General features: G+C 33.0%; 16 protein-coding genes and 4 tRNA genes. 4 read left to right on the top strand and 16 right to left on the bottom strand.

The genetic code is table 11. The features are described 5' to 3' along the window. Positions 1–22 precede the first annotated feature (22 nt). The 3 genes from pgmB to J9309_RS06630 all read right to left on the bottom strand — a co-directional run bounded on the left by pgmB (position 23) and on the right by J9309_RS06630 (position 3,209). Entirely contained in the window at positions 23–679 is a 657-nt protein-coding gene (gene pgmB / locus J9309_RS06640; RefSeq protein ID WP_230477799.1) for a beta-phosphoglucomutase, read from the bottom strand. Positions 680–684: 5 nt separating this feature from the next. Next, entirely contained in the window at positions 685–2,031 is a 1,347-nt protein-coding gene (locus tag J9309_RS06635; protein WP_230477798.1) for an MFS transporter, read from the bottom strand. A gap of 158 nt (positions 2,032–2,189) precedes the next feature. Continuing rightward, positions 2,190–3,209: a LacI family DNA-binding transcriptional regulator gene (locus tag J9309_RS06630; RefSeq protein ID WP_230477797.1), complete on the bottom strand. Its 1,020-nt coding sequence runs from the start codon at positions 3,207–3,209 to the stop codon at positions 2,190–2,192. Positions 3,210–3,432: 223 nt separating this feature from the next. On the opposite strand from J9309_RS06630, the gene J9309_RS06625 reads away from it, so the two are divergent. From J9309_RS06625 to J9309_RS06615, 3 genes are read left to right on the top strand one after another with little or no spacing between them, the layout of a single operon-like run. Then, complete coding sequence (locus J9309_RS06625; protein ID WP_230477796.1) at positions 3,433–6,351, top strand: SusC/RagA family TonB-linked outer membrane protein; 2,919 nt, start codon at positions 3,433–3,435, stop codon at positions 6,349–6,351. Positions 6,352–6,362: 11 nt separating this feature from the next. Beyond that, positions 6,363–7,982 carry a RagB/SusD family nutrient uptake outer membrane protein gene (locus J9309_RS06620; RefSeq protein ID WP_230477795.1) on the top strand — a complete coding sequence of 540 codons (1,620 nt, stop codon included), beginning with the start codon at positions 6,363–6,365 and terminating at the stop codon, positions 7,980–7,982. Position 7,983: 1 nt separating this feature from the next. Next, positions 7,984–9,039 (top strand): SusE domain-containing protein, encoded by a 1,056-nt coding sequence (locus J9309_RS06615; RefSeq protein ID WP_230477794.1) that lies wholly within the window; start codon positions 7,984–7,986, stop codon positions 9,037–9,039. A 334-nt stretch (positions 9,040–9,373) separates the two neighbouring features. Here J9309_RS06615 and J9309_RS06610 read toward each other — a convergent pair whose 3' ends face one another. The 4 genes from J9309_RS06610 to J9309_RS06595 form a co-directional block, all read right to left on the bottom strand. Then, on the bottom strand, positions 9,374–10,093 hold the full coding sequence (locus tag J9309_RS06610) for an LOG family protein (protein ID WP_230477793.1): 720 nt from the start codon (positions 10,091–10,093) through the stop codon (positions 9,374–9,376). A 65-nt stretch (positions 10,094–10,158) separates the two neighbouring features. Then, the gene (locus J9309_RS06605; protein WP_230477792.1) at positions 10,159–10,854 is read right to left on the bottom strand and encodes a Bax inhibitor-1/YccA family protein; all 696 of its coding nucleotides are present in this window, start codon (positions 10,852–10,854) and stop codon (positions 10,159–10,161) included. Between the two features lie 20 nt (positions 10,855–10,874). Continuing rightward, positions 10,875–11,546 carry a nicotinamide riboside transporter PnuC gene (pnuC, locus tag J9309_RS06600; RefSeq protein WP_230477791.1) on the bottom strand — a complete coding sequence of 224 codons (672 nt, stop codon included), beginning with the start codon at positions 11,544–11,546 and terminating at the stop codon, positions 10,875–10,877. Continuing rightward, positions 11,539–12,168 (bottom strand): 4'-phosphopantetheinyl transferase family protein, encoded by a 630-nt coding sequence (locus J9309_RS06595; RefSeq protein WP_230477790.1) that lies wholly within the window; start codon positions 12,166–12,168, stop codon positions 11,539–11,541. The genes pnuC and J9309_RS06595 overlap by 8 nt, the downstream gene beginning before the upstream one ends. Positions 12,169–12,231: 63 nt before the next feature. Between J9309_RS06595 and ahcY the strand changes: the two genes are divergently transcribed. Further along, on the top strand, positions 12,232–13,545 hold the full coding sequence (gene ahcY / locus J9309_RS06590; RefSeq protein ID WP_230477789.1) for an adenosylhomocysteinase: 1,314 nt from the start codon (positions 12,232–12,234) through the stop codon (positions 13,543–13,545). Between the two features lie 124 nt (positions 13,546–13,669). On the opposite strand, the gene J9309_RS06585 is transcribed toward ahcY, so the two are convergent. The 9 genes from J9309_RS06585 to dnaE all read right to left on the bottom strand — a co-directional run bounded on the left by J9309_RS06585 (position 13,670) and on the right by dnaE (position 20,775). Beyond that, positions 13,670–14,260, bottom strand: a complete 591-nt coding sequence (locus J9309_RS06585; RefSeq protein ID WP_230477788.1) for a hypothetical protein — start codon at positions 14,258–14,260, stop codon at positions 13,670–13,672. After that, positions 14,250–14,681, bottom strand: coding sequence for an RNA polymerase sigma factor (locus tag J9309_RS06580; protein ID WP_230477850.1), 432 nt, complete (start codon positions 14,679–14,681; stop codon positions 14,250–14,252). The genes J9309_RS06585 and J9309_RS06580 overlap by 11 nt, the downstream gene beginning before the upstream one ends. 207 nt (positions 14,682–14,888) lie before the next feature. Continuing rightward, the gene (locus tag J9309_RS06575; protein ID WP_230477787.1) at positions 14,889–15,296 is read right to left on the bottom strand and encodes an NUDIX hydrolase; all 408 of its coding nucleotides are present in this window, start codon (positions 15,294–15,296) and stop codon (positions 14,889–14,891) included. 68 nt (positions 15,297–15,364) lie between these two features. Further along, positions 15,365–15,441 (bottom strand) — tRNA-Asp (locus J9309_RS06570). A gap of 57 nt (positions 15,442–15,498) precedes the next feature. Continuing rightward, positions 15,499–15,572 (bottom strand) — tRNA-Asp (locus tag J9309_RS06565). A gap of 46 nt (positions 15,573–15,618) precedes the next feature. After that, a tRNA-Asp gene (locus J9309_RS06560) sits at positions 15,619–15,695 on the bottom strand. 49 nt (positions 15,696–15,744) lie between these two features. Further along, positions 15,745–15,821: transfer RNA gene (locus J9309_RS06555), tRNA-Asp, on the bottom strand. A gap of 126 nt (positions 15,822–15,947) precedes the next feature. Further along, on the bottom strand, positions 15,948–16,265 hold the full coding sequence (trxA, locus tag J9309_RS06550; protein ID WP_230477786.1) for a thioredoxin: 318 nt from the start codon (positions 16,263–16,265) through the stop codon (positions 15,948–15,950). Positions 16,266–16,374: 109 nt separating this feature from the next. Beyond that, a complete protein-coding gene (gene dnaE, locus J9309_RS06545) occupies positions 16,375–20,775 on the bottom strand; it encodes a DNA polymerase III subunit alpha (RefSeq protein WP_230477785.1) in 4,401 nt (1,466 codons plus the stop codon). Positions 20,776–20,843 lie beyond the last annotated feature (68 nt).

Raw genomic sequence — 20,843 nt, 5'->3', positions numbered from 1 at the left:
GTATTGTATGTTTGTTTGTGTACTATTTATTAATCAATTCTCTTAAGAATTCTTCTGTAATCTCCGTGAAGTTGTTGAATACAACATCTGCCTCATTTAAAACTGAAGCCTCACCTATACCGACACTCATCATTCCAGCGATATTTGCTGCTTGAATTCCAGCCACTGAATCTTCGAAAACAATCGCGTTTTCATTCGGTTGATTCGCTTTATTTGCTCCAACTAAAAATACTTCTGGATCTGGTTTTGCATTCGAAACATCATTTCCATCTACAATATCATCGAAGTAGTGTAAAATGTTTACTTTCTCTAATATTGGACGTGCATTTTTAGAAGCAGAACCTAAGATGATCGGTTGTTGATTCGATTTTAAAAATTCTAACACTTTCATTACACCTGGTAAAATTTCAGAATCATCCATTTTGTCGATGTACTGTAAATAATCTTCGTTTTTCTGAACTAACCATTCGTCTTTTTGTTCTTGAGTTGCTTCTACATTACCCAATCCAAGAATAATTTCTAATGATCGCACACGAGAAACTCCTTTTAATTCTTCGTTGTGTTCGTGTGTGAAATTGATTCCTAAAGACTCCGCTAATTTTTGCCAAGCCAAGAAGTGGTATTTTGCAGTATCTACAATAACACCATCTAAGTCGAAAATAAATGCTTTCGTTTTCAAAATAATTATGCTTTGATTGGTTTTTCATCGTCCTGAACGCGTTGAACTAGTAAAGCTGCTAAAATGAATGCAACACCACTCATCATGATTGCGTAAATTGGATTTCCACCATAGATGTATTTAACAATTGGACCTCCTAAAATCGAGTTGATAATTTGAGGAATACAGATAAAGAAATTGAAAATTCCCATATAAACTCCCATTTTCTTTGCGGGAATTGAACCTGCTAACATGGCATAAGGCATTGCTAAAATACTTGCCCAAGCGATTCCGACTCCTAACATTGATACTATTAGTAAATAAGGATTATCAATAAAATAAATTGAAATTAAACCAAGTCCTCCAGCAATTAAAGAAATAGTGTGTGTTGTTTTACGACCAATTTTTAATGCTAATGCAGGTAAGAAAAAGGCGAATACTGCTGAAACTGCATTATAAACTCCGAATATAATTCCGACCCAATCCCCTGCTTCGTTATATGTTGCAGAAGAGGTATCAGTTAAGGGTAATTTGTACACGTGATGCGCAATTGCTGGAGTCGCAAAAACCCACATTCCAAATAATCCGAACCATGTAAAAAACTGAACCCATCCCAATTGTTTCATGGTCGTTGGCATATTACCAAAGTCTTTGAAAATTTGAGAAAAAGTGGCTTGTTCTTCAACAACAGGTTCTTTCCCTTCTGCTCTATCGAAGGCATCTAATTCTTCTGGCGAATATTCTTTCGTAGTAGAAACTGTAATAATTACAGATAGAATTAAAATTAAAGCCCCAATTAAGAATGAAAAGATTAAGTGAAAAGGAACTTCTCCTTCAGCAGCAACACTTTCAACTCCAACCCAATTACTTAAAATGTAAGGTAACCAAGAACCTAAAACAGCTCCGAAACCGATTAATGAAGTTTGGATAGAAAATCCTAATGTACGTTGATCCGAAGGTAAAACATCAGCAACTAATGCACGAAATGGTTCCATCGCAATATTGAACGATGCATCCATAATCATTAAGAAACCTGCTCCCATCCATAATGCTGGAAGTAATGCGGTAAATGCACCAGCTTGAGGCATTAGGATTAATCCTAAACTTGCTAATACAGCACCAATTAAAAAGTATGGTTTACGGCGACCGAAACGTCCCCATGTTTTATCAGAATAATGTCCAATGATAGGTTGTACAATTAAACCCATTAAAGGAGCTACAATCCAAAACCAAGACAAATGATGCACATCTGCACCAAAAGTTTGAAGGATTCTACTTGCATTTGCATTTTGTAACGCAAATCCCATTTGGATACCAAAGTATCCGAAACTTAAATTCCAGATTTCCCAGAATCCTAGTCTACGCTTTTCCATTATCGTAATTAGAATTAATTATTTACGATAAGCGTTGCAGCTTATCAAAACTATATTTTTGGTTTGAGAAGTAAAAATATGTTTTGATTAGACTACAATTTTAAGACTTTTTTTTGGGATTATAATAAGTTAATCAATTATTTAACTCAAAAAATTAACTATAACGATGTAGTTTCTCGGTGTAGTAATTCGGTACCGATAACCTCCGTTATATAATGTTCGTGTTCGCTTTGTTCTTCTAATTTATTGATTAATAATTTAGCAGAAATTTCGCCCATTTTAAAAGCATTTTGTTTAACGGTAGAAATTGAAGGAGTTGAATGTTGAGAAATAATTCCGTCTGTAAAACCTATGATATTCAAACCTTCAGGTACTTTGATTCCTCGTTTTAAAGCAACTTTTAATGCTGCAACAGCATATATTTCATTTACAGCCATTAATGCATCAAATTGTTGCGTATCGAATAAATGCTCTAGTTGTTCAGTTAACTTCGTTTCATCTTCGATTCTTAAGATTAAATCTTCGTTTACTGGAATGTCATTTTGTTCTAAAGTTCGCATATAACCTTCAGTGCGTAAGCGACCAACGGAAATATAATCAGGTGTAGAAATCATGGCAATTTTTTTACGTTCCTTGCTCAAAAAGAATTGGATAGCCTCTTGTGTAGCAAGTACATCATCAATAATTACTTTATCTGTATACACTTCTCTTGTTACACGGTCAAACATCACCACTGGCATGCCTTGATTAATTACCTCTTTAATATGGTGATAATCCTTTTTTTCTTGCGACTCTTTTGCTAAGGAAATAATAAACCCATCGATACTACCTGAAGCTAACATTTCCATATTGATTACTTCTCGTTCGTACGACTCGTTCGATATACAAATAATTACATTATATCCTTTAAGATTGGCTACATGCTCTATTCCACTAATAACCATTGCAAAAAAGTGATGAACAACTTCTGGAATAATCACCGCAATCGTTTTCGTTTTTCTATTCTTTAAACTTAGTGCAATATTATTAGGTTTGTAATTGTATAATTTTGCAAATGCTTGAATTTTTTGACGAGTTGCTTCACTAATTTCTTCACTATTTTTTAAAGCTTTAGAAACTGTTGAAACAGAAACTTCTAACTCCTTTGCAATTTGTTTTAACGTTAAGTTTTTTTTCATTTTATTACAATTACATTTAATTCAATCTACATCAACTAAAATCACTCGAAAATTTAAGTAATCTAAGTTTCCTTAACTAATATTTTAATTTTTTATTAACACGAAAACGATTTCGTTATAGTAATTAGTGTAACTTCTACACAACTAACGATTTAAATAACTAATTTCGTAATGAGAAGTAAAAATATAATTTAAAAATAACACAAACAAAAACAAATAACATATGAGAGTTTTAAAGCAATCTCTTATCGCTTTAGTTTTTTCATGCCCAGCCATTTTAATGGCACAAAATATTGTTAAAGGATCTGTTACAGATCAAACTACAAATACTACATTAAGTGGTGCGGAAGTTACAAATATTACTTCTGGAAATTCTGTAGTTGCTGACGAAAAAGGAAGCTTTACAATAGAGGCAAACGACGGTGATATAATTGTAATCAGCTATTTTGGTTACGATGATCAAGAATATACTTATACAGGGCAAGACCAAATTCAATTTTCATTAATAAAATCTTCTGAAACTAATCTGGAAGAAGTTGTTGTAATTGGATATGGTACTGCGAAAAAAGAAGATGTTACTGGTGCTGTAAATCAGATTTCTGAAAAGGACTTCAACAAAGGTTCTATCACATCTGCACAAGAATTAGTTACAGGTAAAATAGCTGGTGTTGTAGTTACATCTGCTGGTGGTGCTCCTGGAGACGGACAAAACATTATTATCCGTGGAAATAGCTCTTTATCTTTAACTTCTCAACCATTATATGTAATTGATGGTGTTCCTATTGAAGGTGGTGTTGCTGGATCTCGTAATGCTTTAGATTTCATTAATCCAAATGATATTGAAACGATGACTATCTTAAAAGATGCATCAGCTACAGCTATCTATGGATCTCGTGCTGCAAATGGAGTAGTTTTAGTTACTACTAAAAAGGGTAAGGGAAAGAAATTTACATATAACTATAACGCAACAACATCTATTTATCAACCAACTGATTTTGTAGATGTAATGGACGGAAATGAATTCCGCACGTTAGTACAACAAGTAGGAACTCCTGCTGAAATTTCTCGTTTAGGAAATGCAAATACAAATTGGCAGAAAGAAATTTATAAAATAGCTGCTGGTTTTGATCATAGTTTCAGTGCAATGGGTAATATTGGTGGTAAAATGCCTTCAAGATTCTCATTATCTAACACTGATCAAAATGGTATTTTAAAAGGAGATAATTTGAATAGAACAACAGCTTCTATGTCGTTAACTCCATCTTTCTTTGATGACCATTTAAAATTTGAGTTAAACGCTCGAGGTTCTTATATCGAAAATATTTTCGCTAACAGAGGTGCAATTGGTGCGGCAGTAGAATACGACCCAACACAACCAATTTATTCTGGTGCTGATATTTACGGTGGTTACCACACATGGATGGATGGTCCTGTAAAACACAATTTAGCGCCTACAAACCCAGTTGCTTTATTAAACGAACAAAATGATACGGCAGAGGTTAGACGTTTTGTGGGTAATGCAAAAATGGATTATAAATTACATTTTTTACCTTCTGTAACTGCAACTGTTAATGTAGGTTACGACATCGCTAATTCTAACGGTAGAAATATTGTTTCTGCAAACATGCCAAATCCATCTTTATCATGGGATGGTTCTTATTACAAATACAACAACCAAAATTATAACAAGTTACTTGACGCATATTTAACTTTCAATAAAGATTTTGGTTTACATAATTTAAACGTTGTAGCTGGATATGGATACCAATATTTTAACTTCTATAACGATAGCTATAATAGTGAATTACGCGAACAAGGAAATCCTCAATACGAATTCGTAGATAGAGATCACTACAGTCTATTATCTTACTTCGGACGTTTCAACTACAACTTCGATAACAAATATATCGTTACCGGAACATTACGTGCAGATGCTTCTTCAAAATTTGACATAGGAGAAAAATGGGGTTACTTCCCATCTGTTGCAGTTGCATGGAATATGACAAATGAAGAATTCTTAAAAGGATCTTCTGTAGTAAGCGATTTAAAATTAAGAGCTGGTTTTGGTCAAGTTGGTAACTCTAATGGTTTAGGTACTTTCAAGTACATGACACGTTACGACATCTCTCAATCAACAGCTTATTACCAATTCGGAAATCAATTTTACCAAACTTACCGCCCTTCTCCACGAAGCGAAGGTTTAAAATGGGAAGTTGCACAAACATTAAATATTGGTCTTGATTACTCTTTATTCAAAAATAGAATTTACGGTTCTATCGATGTTTACCAAAAGAAAACAAAAGATTTAATTGCTAATGTTTACATAGATCCATTTACAAACTTTGGAAATATGATCGATAAAAATATCGGTGATATGGAAAATAAAGGGATCGAATTTAGCATTAATGCTGATATCGTAAAAAGTAGAGATGTAGATTTTAAAGTTGGTTATAATATCGCATTAAACGACAACGAAATCACTAATTTATCTACAGATAACTACGTTGGAGGAATTGATGGTGCTACTGGTAACAACATTCAAATTCACCGTGAAGGTAATGCACCTTACAGTTTCTACGTTTACAAACAAGTTTACGACGCAAATGGTCGCCCAATCGAAGGAGCTTATGTAGATATTAACGAAGATGGAATTATCAACGATAAAGACCGTTACATTCATAAAGATCCTTATGCTGATATCACAATGGGATTCAATACTTATTTCCGTTACAAAAACTGGGATTTAGCTGCATCAGCTCGTGCTAATATCGGTAACTACGTTTATAACAATACAGCTTCTGCAAAAGGATATAGCCGTAAAGCAACTGGTAACGGACAAAATTATTTATCTAACGTTCATAGAGATTTTTACAATACTGGTTTCGTAAACATTACAGAATCTAATTTATTAAGCGATCACTATATCGAAGATGCATCATTCTTACGTATTGATAATATTACATTAGGTTACAACTTAAACGAGCCTATCAAAGGAATGAATGTACGTTTATACGGAGCGGTACAAAACGTTGCAGTATTTACAGATTACAGTGGTATTGATCCTGAAATCTTTGGAGGAATTGATAACAATGTTTATCCAAGACCTAGAACATTTGTATTTGGTTTAAATGTTAAATTCTAATCAAACAAGTCATGAAAAAAATTAAATTAACAAAATACTTATTAGCAGCTGCATTAGCATTCTCAATTTCATCTTGTCATGATGATTTAGATTTAATGCCTAATGATCCAGATATGTTCACAGAAAATGACGTATTTGCAGATGCTACTCAGGCTAAATTCGCTTTAGCTAAAGTTTATGCTTCATTAGCAATCACAGGACAAACCGGAGCAGCTGGTAACCCAGATATTCAAGGAGTTGATGAAGGTGCTTCACAATTTTCACGTTCATTATTTACACTAAATGTTGTTACAACAGACGAAGCTATTATAGGTTGGGGAGATCCAGGTTTACCAAACATGCATGCTATGACTTGGGGATCTAACAATAGTTTTATTGAAGGAATGTACTATCGTTTAGCAACTACAGTTTCTTTCGCAAACTCATTCATTAAAAATGCAGAAGGTTTAGCTGAAGCTAACCCAGAAGTAAAAAAATACATTGCTGAAGCTCGTTTTATTCGTGCATACGCTTATTACAACTTAATGGATTTATATGCAAATGTTCCATTAGTTAAAGAAATTTCTAGTACAACTCCAATGCAAAGTAATCGTCAAGAGATTTTCAACTTTGTTGAATCTGAATTATTAGAAATTCAAAATGAATTAGCTGAAGCAAGAGCAAATGAATACGGACGTGTTGATAAAGTTGCTTCTTATGCTTTATTATCTCGTTTATATTTAAATGCAGAAACGTGGATTAATGAGGCGAAATACTCAGAATCTATCGCTTATTCAAACTTAGCTATTCAATCAGGATATTCATTACACACTACTGATGTTAATGGTAACGGTACAGCTTATGACGAATTATTCTTAGCTGATAATGATTCGAACGGAGCACAAAACGAATTTATTTTCGCGTTAAACTTCGATGGAAATAATTCTAAAACATACGGTGGTTCTACATTCTTAGTAAAAGCAGCTATCGGTGGTACTATGCAACCAGCAAACTCAGGTGTTAATGGTGGTTGGGGAGGTCCTCGTTCAACTAAATCTTTAGTAGAGAAATTCCAAGCATCACAAAATGACGCGGACGGAAATCCAATCGCGTGGTCTGATAAACGTGCAATGTTCTATACAGATGGTCAAACTTATGAAATTGCTAACGTAAGTACATTTAACGAAGGTTATGCTGTAAATAAATTCTCTAACAAAAAATCGAACGGGACTAACGGTAACGACGCTACAGGTGAATTCGTAGATACTGATGTACCTATGATTCGTTTAGCTGAAGTATATTTAAACTATGCTGAAGCTGTTTTACGTGGTGGAACTGGTGGTGATAGAGCAACTGCTTTATCTTACATCAATGCTTTAAGAACTCGTGGATACGGAAACACAACAGGTAATATCTCTAATGCTGATTTAACATTAGATTTTATCTTAGACGAACGTTCAAGAGAATTATACTGGGAAGGTACACGTAGAACGGATTTAATTCGTTTTAACAAATTTGTATCTGGATATGATTGGCCATTTAAAGGTGATGTCCAAAACGGAACATCTGTTTCAGACATCAGAAAAATATTCCCAATTCCTGTAAACATTATTGCGATTAATCCAAATTTAACTCAAAATCCTGGTTACTAAAATGAATAAATTTATCAAATATATGGCAGCAGCTTGTTTAGGGATTGTATCTCTAACTAGCTGTTCTGAAGATGACGAAAACGTGATCTTAAATGATGGTGATTTTGTTGCTCCAACAATTAATACCACTACAAATGCAGTAGAATTATCAGAAGAAACACAAACTGAAACTGCTATTACTTTCGAGTGGGCAGCTGCAAGCTATGGTATTTCTACTATTCCTAAGTATGAAATTGAACTTGCTAAAGCTGAAGATACTTTTGATCAAGCTAAGGTTTTAACATCTACAACAGAAACTTCATACGCTATTAATGGAACAGATTTAAATGTTTTCTTAGTTGATCAGTTAGGATTAAGTGCAGGAACAGAAGCTACAATTCAATACCGTATTGTATCTTCATTAGGAACTTTTGGTACTGAAAAATTATATTCAGAAACTAAAACTTTCACTGCAACTCCTTTCACTACAGACTTATCTACACCTTGGGGTGTGGTTGGTTCTATCACTGGTTGGGGAAGTTCTGCAGATGTTCCATTTTGGAAAACGACAACTCCAAACGCTTTAGTTGCTTATACAAGTTTAGCTGTTGGTGACGAAATCAAATTCCGTAAGGATTCTGATTGGGCTGAAAACTTCGGTAGTGAAAATGTTACAACAAATGCAAACGGATTTGGTGGTAGTTTAGCTTCAGGTGGTTCTAATATTGTAGTTCCTACTGCTGGAAACTTCAAAATTACAATGGACTTAAACAACAATACTTTTGTTGCTGAAAAATTTCAATGGGGATTAGTTGGTAGCGCTACTCCTAATGGTTGGGATGGTCCAGATGCTCAAGTTTTATCATTTGACGGAATCAACGAAGTTTGGTATGCAAACGGAATTGTTTTAAACGCAGGAGAACTTAAAATCCGTAAAAACAATGCTTGGGATGAGAACTTCGGAGGAGCTAATGGAAATTTAGTTGCCGGAGGAGACAACATCACAGTTGCAGCTGGTACATATAATATTGTAGTTGATTTTAATAATTTAACTTACTCTATTACTCCAGCACAATAAATAATACTCTAAATAAAATTTAGATAAAATTAAAGCCATTAAAATTCATTTAAGAATTTTAATGGCTTTTTTAATCACTTATTAATCCTTTTAATTACCAAATTGGATTTTATTAAAATTTTACAATTAGCAATATATAAAGTTGAATAACACGTATTTATTGTTAATTTTTACAATTAATTTGAAGTTTTTTATTAAAAAAGAAAACTCTATATAATTTTTATTTATATTTTTACCTCAGAGAAGTTACTGCCAAGGATTTCTCCATTTAACACTAAAACTTTTATAAACTAATGTTTAAAACTTCGAGCTAATTACTCGGAGTTTTTTTTATTTAGAAATTTAATTTGATGTTATGCTTATCATAAAATGCTTTGATATGCCCCACAGCTTCTTCTGCAGTATCAACCAAACGATATAATTCAAAATCTTCTTCCGAAATATATCCTTCTTCAAACATTCTATTTTTGATCCAATCAAATAAACCTGCCCAATATTCTTTTCCAACTAAAACAATTGGAAAACGACCTGTTTTCTTTGTTTGTACTAAAGTTAAAGCTTCAAACAATTCGTCTAAAGTTCCAAAACCTCCAGGCATGACGATAAAACCTTGAGAATATTTTACAAACATTACTTTTCGTGCAAAGAAATAATCAAAATTAATTTCGTAATCACGATCTATGTAATCATTCAATTTTGTTTCGAAAGGTAGACGAATTCCTAATCCAACAGAAGTACCTCCTCCTCTTTGAGCTCCTTTATTAGCCGCTTCCATAATTGCTGGTCCACCTCCTGTAATTACACCAAAACCAATTTTAGTTAATTCAAAAGCAACTTCTTCAGCTATTTTATAATGTGGATGATCTGGTGATGTGCGTGCCGATCCGAAAATAGATACGCAAGGTCCAATTCTAGACATTGTTTCATAACCTGTAACAAACTCATTCATAATCTTGAACAATGCCCAAGAATCATTAGTTCTAATCTCATTCCAATCCTTTGGACGGAAAGGCGATTGTATTCTATCTTGTTCTTTTTTCTCTTTATCTGTCATAATTTCAAAATTAAAAAACCGTAACAAAAGCCACGGTTTTTAAAGTTATAATTATTAATTTCTTATTAATCTCTGCTCATAAAAATTCGTAGTACATACCAAAATAATAACATTAACGAAGAAAATAATCCTAACGCTGCTGGAACATATTGGTTTGTTGAATATTGATATTGGATTTGTTGTGTTTCGTATAAAATAGAGCCAGCTGCTAATAAACACATTGCAATTGAAAACCATAAACCTAATGAAAATCCGAAAATCATACCTGCAACTATTGTTCCTAAAGCAAGAATAAATCCTATTGTTAAAATTTTCTTCATGAAAGAAAAATCAACTTTAGACATAAAAGCAATAGCTGTTAATGCTATAAATAAAGCTCCGGTAACTGCAGCTGCTTGTTTTAAAACTATTGTACCTGTATAATTAATTACGATGTACAACATTGGTACAAATAACAATGCCTGACCTACGATGTATAAAAAGTAACCTAAATATTGTTTCGGTCTAGAAACCTCATCCATTGCCATTTTTTGTGCAACCCAAGAAATTCCCATAAATCCTCCAATTAATACAAGCCAAAGATAACCTTGTGTAAAACTTAGCAACGTATTAACAATAAAAGGTACTTGTAAAAAAATAGTTTCTAAAATCATAAAAACTAAAACTCCACCAGCTACGTGTCCATAAGTATGCTTATAAAATGTAGCTTTTTCCTCAGATGTAGACATTGCTACAACTTCTTTATATTCTTGTGATATCATAATATTTTAATAACTGAATCTTACGAAGATAATACATTTATTTTTTTCGCGTTTTTTTTCCATTCTATCAATCCTAAAATAGCTAAAATAGTTAGGAACAAATACTGAAATGATGATATTGCATATCCTTTATATAGAAGCAACGGAATCATAACTAAATCACCAATTATCCAAAAAATCCAGCTATCAACTTTACGTTTTGCCATAAACCACATTCCGATTAAAAATATACCTGTTAACGAAGCATCTATAAAATCTATAGCAGTGTAATTCCAGGTTAATGAATTTATCTCGCTAAAACTTTTTAATCCATCAATTATTGGTCTGAAGTGGTAAAGGATTAATATAAAAATAAATGTTCCGAAAAATAATCCGATTGATTTTAAATATTCTTTTCTGGTCGCCCATTCAACCTCAACATGTAAATTATCATCTTCAGTTTTTTTATTCCAAAGAATCCACCCATAAATTGACATAGATGTATAGTAAAGATTGATTAAAGTTTCGCCATACAAACCCCATGTAAAAAATAAATAGATATATAAAAAAGTAGAAATAATACCTGTGGGATAAACCAAAATATTTCTGTTCTTGGAAAATATAACAGAAATAATTCCGAACAAAGTAGCAATTATTTCTAACGCAATTTGCGTAGCTGTGTAGCTTTCGTAAGGATTAATAAAATCATTCATAATCCAATACCCAGATTAAGTAATGATCCTCGATCATCTTATAAAAAGCAGTAAATTTTTGACTTTTCTTATCATCCGAAATCCAACAAACTATCGGACTATTTTCTTTTAATTCGAAGTTTTCAACACGATAATGATGTAAGAAATTCCATAAGTTACCACCATTCAGTTTATACAAACCTTCTTTAATTCCCCAAATAATGTGCAAATACTCGTTTTCATCAATTTTAGGCAACCATTCTTGTTCATCAATTCTAACAAATTTATTTTTGATATTAGAAATTTTATGTGGTCGTGATAACTCGATATCAATTCCTATAGGAAATTCGCTTACCCCAACAGAAACTTTTCCGTAAGAATGTGTGATAGAAATTTCTGCATCAGTAGGTAAATATGGTTTACCTTTTTCATCATAATTCACATCATAATCAACACCTAATTCTTTCAGGCAAGCTCGCAAACCAAGATACTCTCTCGCTTGTTTTGGGCGAAGCGTTTTGTACTTCTCCGATCTATACTCGTTTAGCTGTAAATACGCCAACAGTTCTTCATTGGTTTCATTCACTTCCCAAGTAATGATTTTAACAAGGTTTGGTTTATTGATATAATCGATAATTGGCATTTTTAAAATCGTAATTTAGTTTGTAACTTTGCTTACTTTAATTTATGATAAATATATCATTTGATGGATACAAATACGCAATACATTCCTTACAAAGTTAAAGATATTTCTTTAGCTGAATGGGGAAGAAAGGAAATTACGTTGGCCGAGGCTGAGATGCCTGGGTTAATGGCTATCCGTGAAGAGTACAAAGCGGCTCAACCATTGAAAGGTGCTCGCATTGCGGGTTGTTTACACATGACAATCCAAACTGCAGTATTAATCGAGACGTTGGTTGCCTTAGGAGCTGATGTTACATGGTCTTCATGTAATATTTTCTCTACACAAGATCATGCTGCTGCTGCAATTGCTGCTGCTGGGATTCCTGTGTATGCTTGGAAAGGGATGAACGAAGAGGAATTCGACTGGTGTATCGAACAAACATTATTTTTCGGAGAAGATCGCCAACCATTAAACATGATATTGGATGATGGTGGAGATTTAACGAATATGGTGATTGACCGTTACCCAGAGTTAGTTGCTGAGATCAAAGGATTATCAGAAGAAACAACAACTGGAGTTCACCGTCTTTATGAAAGAATGGAGAAAGGTACTTTACCAATGCCTGCAATTAACGTAAACGATTCAGTTACTAAATCGAAATTCGATAACAAGTACGGATGTCGTGAGTCTGCTGTTGATGCGATTCGTCGTGGAACAGATTTAATGATTGCTGGTAAGCGTGTAGTAGTTTGTGGTTTTGGTGATGTTGGTAAAGGAACTGCGGAATCTTTCCGTGGAGCTGGAGCGATCGTTACTGTAACTGAAATTGATCCAATTTGTGCTTTACAAGCTGCAATGGAAGGTTTCGAAGTAAAACGTTTAGATACAGTTATTGAAACTGCAGATATCGTTATTACTACTACAGGAAACTTTGGAATTGTACGTGAAGAACATTTCATGAGAATGAAAGACAAAACTGTAGTTTGTAACATTGGTCACTTCGATAATGAAATCGATATGGCTTGGTTAAACAAAGCTTACGGTAATACTAAAGAAGAAATTAAACCACAAGTTGATAAGTACAACATCAACGGTAAAGATATTATTATCTTAGCTGAAGGTCGTTTAGTAAACTTAGGAATTGCAACTGGTCACCCTTCTTTCGTAATGTCGAACTCTTTCTCTAATCAAACTTTAGCTCAAATTGAATTATGGACTAATTCTGATGCTTACGAAAATAAAGTTTATACTTTACCTAAGCATTTAGATGAAAAAGTTGCAGAATTACATTTAGCTAAATTAGGAGTTGAATTAGAAAAGTTATCTGCTGAGCAAGCTGCTTACATCGGTGTGCAAGTAGATGGTCCTTTCAAACCTGAGTATTATAGATATTAATAATTTTTAAATTAGATTTTATTTGAATTAAAAAAATCATACACTTAACTATAGCCCACGCCCTGAACAAGCGTGGGCATTTTTTTTACAAAAAAAAGCGCATCTTACGACACGCTTCTAATATTTATTCTTCTAATTGATTTAAGATTTCTTTTAAATCTTCTAAAGGTTTTTTATATAATTTTTTAATCCACCATTTCATCACCCAAATACAAAATATAATATATAATATTAATGATATTATGATAATTGTAAATAACACTATAGGGTCTTCTACATTTAAAAACATTTCTCTTTCTATAAATATACTTCCCATAAATAAGATGCATAAAATACACACCGTATAAGTATATAAAGTAAAAATATTAACGGAAGATTTGAAATTATAGTAAAACCAATTTATATTCCTTAAAGAATTATATTCTAAGCGATAAGATGATTTATAAAATTTTATTAAATAATATAAAGGAACAGTCATTATAGCGAAAATACACGCTATCATCCACCAAATGATTGTTGAATGTATTTCAAAATAAAACGGATATAATAATAATAAAGGAAAAGATGTTAACTGAAAAAAGAAATCTTTTTTCATTACTTTTCGCACCTTATCAATTGTAGTATTCGCTTCCTTTTTAATTTCTATATCTGGATTAATCTGAACTTCTTCTGAAGATTGATTATCCCATTGTTTTTTTAATTCATCAAAATTCATAGCCATAGGTTTTTATGATGTTTTGCAATTTATCTTTAGTTCTGTTTAATTTAACACGCGCATTACCTTCTGTAATACCCAAATTTTGTCCAATTTCTTTGTGGCTTTGGCCTTCTAAAAAAAGAAATATTAACGCTTTTTCTACTTTATTCAGTTCGTGTACAGCTTTGTAAAATAATTCTAACTGCTGCTCTTTTTCGTTCGAATCAACTTCATCAACTTTATCTACATTTTCTAAAAAAGTAAATCTTTCTGATTTTTTCTTTTCCTTTTTAAAGTAAGTCAAGGCAGTATTTAAAGAAACACGATACATCCAAGTCGAAAATTGACTATTTCCTTCAAAACGTTCATAGGATTTCCAAAGCTGCATCACAATTTCTTGAACCAAATCATTTTGGTCTTCCGAATTGTCCATATACATTCTGGAGACTTTGTACAAAATCCCTTTATGTTTATCAATTAGCTTTAAAAATTCTTGTTGAGTTTTCAATTAATAAAATTCAGTTACAAATGTTAATTTAAATAGTAAGTATTTATAAATTCAATACGTTACAAAAAAACATAAAAAAAGATTTCAGAATGTATCTGAAATCTTTTATATCAATGATTTAAAATTAATCATTCTATTTTAAAATTCTAATTTTATCCAAATTGGCAAACTAAATTCTTCTAACAAATGTGCTAATTGATAATTTTGGTAATCTTCTTTCGTTATCCAAGCCATTTCCTCAATTTCTGAAGCTATTTTAAGCGTTTCTAACGAATTTAAATGCACATGAAAGACATTCGCATGAACTTGGGTCTTTTCTTCATTTACAGCCGTTGTAGTATGTTTTCCTAATAATGTAACGTGATGCAAATCGATGTCAATATTAATTTCTTCTAAAAATTCCCGACGCAAAGTTTCTAAAGGCTCCTCACCTTCATCAATTTTACCTCCGACCATTTGAAAGTATTTCGAATTTTTCTTACGAACGGCTAACATTCTACCTTCAGAATCCGTAACTAATGCATTGGCTAAATAAATATGATTCATACTAGAAATTTAAAATGAGGACAAAAAAAAAGCTTCACAAATGTGAAGCTTTAAAAAGATATTATAGTTGGCGATCCGGACGGGACTCGAACCCGCGACCACTTGCGTGACAGGCAAGTATTCTAACCAACTGAACTACCGGATCAGTCTTTAATTTTATTTATAATTCTTGATCGTTCTAAAATAGAAAAAGAAATAGATGCGATCCGGACGGGACTCGAACCCGCGACCACTTGCGTGACAGGCAAGTATTCTAACCAACTGAACTACCGGATCTAAAATTATAAATTAATTATAATATATTTTAAGGCAATAAAAAAATTGGCGATCCGGACGGGACTCGAACCCGCGACCACTTGCGTGACAGGCAAGTATTCTAACCAACTGAACTACCGGATCAGTATTATTTAAAATATATTATTTTTTGTTAAAGAACTACACTCTTTGTTGGCGATCCGGACGGGACTCGAACCCGCGACCACTTGCGTGACAGGCAAGTATTCTAACCAACTGAACTACCGGATCAGTGTTGTATTGTTTTCGGATTGCAAAGTTAGGCGCTTTTTTGAAGTTTCCAAATGTTTTTGCAAAAAAAATCTCAGTTTTTTACAAACCGAGATTTTACTATTTTATTATCAGCAATTTAATAAATTATAAAATTGCATTTAATTTTTCAATTAATTGTTCTTTTGGTACAACTCCAACAACTTTATCCACTTGTTTTCCATCTTTGAAGAATAAAATTGTAGGGATATTACGAATTCCATATTCAGCAGCTATCTCTTGATTTGTATCTACGTCAACTTTTCCTACAACAGCTTTACCTTGGAATTCTGCTGCGATTTCTTCAACAATTGGTCCTACCATACGACAAGGTCCACACCAAACTGCCCAAAAATCTACCATTGCTGGTTTCCCCGACTCGATAATATCTGATGCAAATGAAGAGTCTGTTATTTCTAATGCCATAATTTCTATTTTTTAATAATTCATTATTTAAGCAAAATTAAACAAAATAATTATGCTATAAAATTCCTTTTATACTTTCTATCAATTTTGAGATAGAATATTAACATAATTAGTTCAATTTAAACTTGATATCTGTATTTATCTCTAATTCATTTAATAATTCTCGGCAGATATTAACTCGTATTTTCTGAGCTGGTAAATCTATCTGTTGTTGTTCTTTACTATCAATAATTTTTATTCTTAATGATTTCTCTCCTTGGTATTTATAGAATATTTCTGATAATTTTTCTAATGTAGAATCATTAAATATTTCAACATCAATATTTAATGTAATTCGGTCCACTTGTGTTTCGATAATATTAGTTAATAACTGCATTTTATTGATCTTAGTAAAAATTCTACTGCCTGTTACATTTCCTTCTTTGTCTTTGTATTCGCGTTTAGTAATACTCATTCTAAGATTTAAGAACATATTTTCTTGCATAAAATGTTTATACATCAAATAATCTTCACCAAAAAGTACAATATCATAAGAGTCAGAATAATCACTAAATGTAAAACTACCAAATTCATTTCCATTTTTAGCAATTCGATGTGCAATATTACTCATCATACCAACCATAGAAATATCTCGACCTACTAAATTGTCTTCATTTCCTTTTAAATCGGCAATAGTCATATTGGAAACTAAACGCATTTCATGTTTAAAATCGTCTAATGGATGCGCTGAAATATAAATTCCGACCACTTCTTTCTCTTTGGCAAGTGTCTGAATCATGTTCCATTTTTCACAATCTTGTAACATTGGTATTACATCTTCAACTTCGCCATCATCACCACCAAAAGCTCCAAATAATGAAGTTTGCGCAGAATTTTTCTGTTCTTGGTAATTTCCTCCGTATTTAATTAACTTTTCTAAATTAGTTGTACCATTATCGATAAAGAAATAACGTCCTCGATGAAATTCGAACGAGTCAAATCCACCTGCTAAAACTAAGTTTTCTATTGTTTTTTTGTTTACTGTTCGTAACTCAACGCGTTTTACAAAATCATAAATATCTTTAAAACGTCCATTTTCAGTCCTTTCCTTAATGATTGCTTGTACAGCTGCTTGTCCAACACCTTTTACACCTCCCATTCCGAAACGAACTTCTCCTTGCTCATTTACATTGAATTTTGTAATCGATTCATTAATATCTGGACCTAAAACTGATAATCCCATACGCTTACACTCTTCCATAAAGAATGTAACTTGTTTAATATCATTCATGTTATTTGAAAGCACCGCAGCCATATATTCGGCAGGATAATGAGCTTTTAAATAAGCTGTTTGGTAAGCAATCCAAGCATAACAAGTAGAATGCGATTTATTGAAGGCATAGGATGCAAAGGCTTCCCAATCGGTCCAAATTTTTTCTAAAACTTTTGGATCGTGTCCTTTTTCAGCTGCTTGATTAATGAATTTAGGTTTCATTTTATCAAGAACTGCTTTTTGTTTTTTACCCATCGCTTTACGAAGGACATCGGCATCACCTTTCGAGAAATCAGCTAATTTCTGAGAAAGTAACATTACTTGCTCCTGATAAACTGTAATTCCATAAGTTTCTGCTAAATATTCTTCACAAGCGTCTAAATCATATGTAATAGGTTCTTCCCCATTTTTACGACGAACGAATGACGGAATATATTCTAACGGACCTGGACGATAAAGTGCATTCATGGCAATTAAATCGGCAAAGACTGTCGGTTTAAGATCGCGCATGTACTTTTGCATCCCAGGCGATTCGTACTGGAAAACCCCAATGGTTTCTCCACGTTGGAAAAGTTCGTACGTTTTAACATCATCAATCGGAATTGTATCAGGATCGATTTCAATTCCATGACGCATTTTAACTAATTTGACAGTATCCTTGATTAATGTTAAAGTCTTAAGTCCTAAGAAGTCCATTTTTAATAATCCGGCACTTTCTGCAACCGAGTTATCAAATTGGGTAACGTATAAATCTGAATCTTTTGCTGTTGTTACAGGTACATAATTCGTAATATCATCTGGCGTGATAATCACTCCACAGGCGTGAATACCCGTGTTACGAACCGAACCTTCTAAAATTTTTGCTTGTTGAATAGTTTCAGCAATTAAATCTGAACCATCCGAAAGTCTTTTTAGTTCGTTAACCGCTTCCAGCTCTTCTGAACGCAATGAATCTTTTAAAGCATTGTCATCTAACTTGAAGATTTTTGCCAACTTCATATTCGGAATTAATTTCGCAACACGTTCCGATTCATACAATGGTAAATCCAATACACGAGCCGTATCTTTAATAGAAGATTTAGCTGCCATTGTACCATAAGTAATAATCTGCGCAACTTGGCTAGCTCCGTATTTATCAATCACATAATCCATTACTAAAGATCGACCTTCATCATCAAAGTCTATATCAATATCCGGCATGGATACACGATCTGGATTTAAGAAACGCTCAAAAAGTAAATCATATTCGATTGGATCTAAATTGGTAATCCATAAACAATAAGCAACAGCAGAACCTGCAGCAGAACCACGACCTGGCCCAACTGAAACGCCCATTCTTCTTGCTGCTGCGATAAAATCTTGTACAATTAAGAAATAACCCGGATAACCTGTTTTCTCGATTGTTGCTAACTCGAAATCTAATCGCTCTCGAATATCATCTGTAATTTCTGGATAACGCTTTTTAGCACCTTCGTAAGTTAAATGACGTAAATAAGCATTTTCACCTCTTTTACCTCCATCAATTTCATCTTCTGGAGATTGAAATTCTTCAGGAATGTCGAATTTTGGAAGTAATACATCACGATAAAGTGTGTACTCTTCTATCTTATCAACTACTTCCTGAATATTTATAATCGAATCTGGAACATCTTGAAACAGTTGTTTCATTTGCTCTTGAGACTTGAAATAGTATTCTTGATTTGGTAAACCAAAACGGAATCCACGACCACGACCAATTGGCGTTGCCTGTTTTTCGGCATCACGAACACATAATAAAATATCGTGCGCATTTGAGTCGTCTTGACTAATGTAATAGGTATTATTTGTCGCTATTAATTTAATCTCGTGCTTACGAGCAAGGGAAATTAAAGTTTGATTGACACGATTTTCATCCTCTTGGTTATGACGCATCATTTCGATGTAAAAATCATCACCAAACTGATCCTTCCACCAAATCAAAGCATCTTCTGCTTGACGCTCACCAAGATTTAAAATTTTATTTGGAACTTCACCTTGTAAATTTCCAGATAAAACAATTATATCTTCTTTATATTTTTCAATTAACTTTTTATCGATACGTGGAACATAGTAAAACCCTTCTGTATAAGCAATAGAAGCAAGTTTTACTAAATTTTGATATCCATTTTTATTTTTTGCTAAAAGTACTATTTGATAACCATTATCTTTCTGAGATTTGTTGGTATGATCTTCACACACAAAAAATTCAGATCCAATAATTGGTTTAATTATCTGTTCAGTTGCTTCTTTACCTTCGGCAATTAATTCTTCATTTTTAGCTTTCGCTTCTTTGTTATGATTTTGTACTGCCGCATTGAAATGAAAAGCAGCCATCATATTTCCATGATCCGTTATAGCAACCGCAGGCATTTTATCTTTTGCAGCAGCAGCAACCAATGCACCAACAGAAATTGTAGATTGAAGAATTGAAAATTGCGAATGATTATGTAAATGCGAAAATTTTGCTTGAGCAAATTTAGTTTTAACCTCATCCGAAATTATAGGTTCTTCTACTTTCGGATCATTTTTAGCTTTTAGCTTCGCAATTTCTTCCGAAGCCTTCTTCAGATTGGTGTGATTAAGACCAACCGGTTGAATATTCGTTGGATTGGCTTCCGCAAAACGTACAAAATAGTCGTCCTCTACTTGTAACTCTTTTTTTGTAAAGATTTCTTTACGAATTAATTCAAAAAAACAACGCGTAGTTGCTTCTACATCGGCAGTGGCATTATGGGCTTCACCAAACGGAACTCCGAATAAATATTGATGTAATTCTGTTAAAGTTGGTAATTTATAACGACCTCCACGACCACCTGGTAATTTTAATAATTCGGCAGTAACTTCGGTACAGGTATCTAAAACAGGCATTTCAGCTAAATTATTCGCATAATTCATACGATAAAATTCGGCCCCCATAATCTTGATATCAAATCCAAGATTTTGTCCTACAATAAATTTAGCTTTTCCTAAAGCTTCATAAAATAAATCTAAGACTTGTTTTAAGGGAACACCTTTTTCAGTTGCTAAATCGGTAGAAATTCCGTGGATACGTTCCGAATCATAAGGAATGTCAAAACCATCAGGTTTTACTAAATAATCCTGATGTTCTACTAAATTTCCCATTTCATCGTGTAATTGCCAAGCTATTTGTATACAGCGTGGCCAATTATCTACATCGGTAATTGGAGCATTCCAATCTTTAGGTAAACCTGTTGTTTCGGTATCGAATATTAAATACATGGACGATTTTAGCTTCTAAATAAAATAATTTTCAAAGTTACGAATTCTAAAAACAAGATTTTGTTATC

The sequence above is a fragment of the Faecalibacter bovis genome (assembly GCF_017948305.1).
Classification (GTDB): domain Bacteria; phylum Bacteroidota; class Bacteroidia; order Flavobacteriales; family Weeksellaceae; genus Empedobacter; species Empedobacter bovis.
The sequence above is the reverse complement of the archived record's forward strand: the minus strand, read 5'-3'. Positions and strand labels throughout refer to the sequence as shown.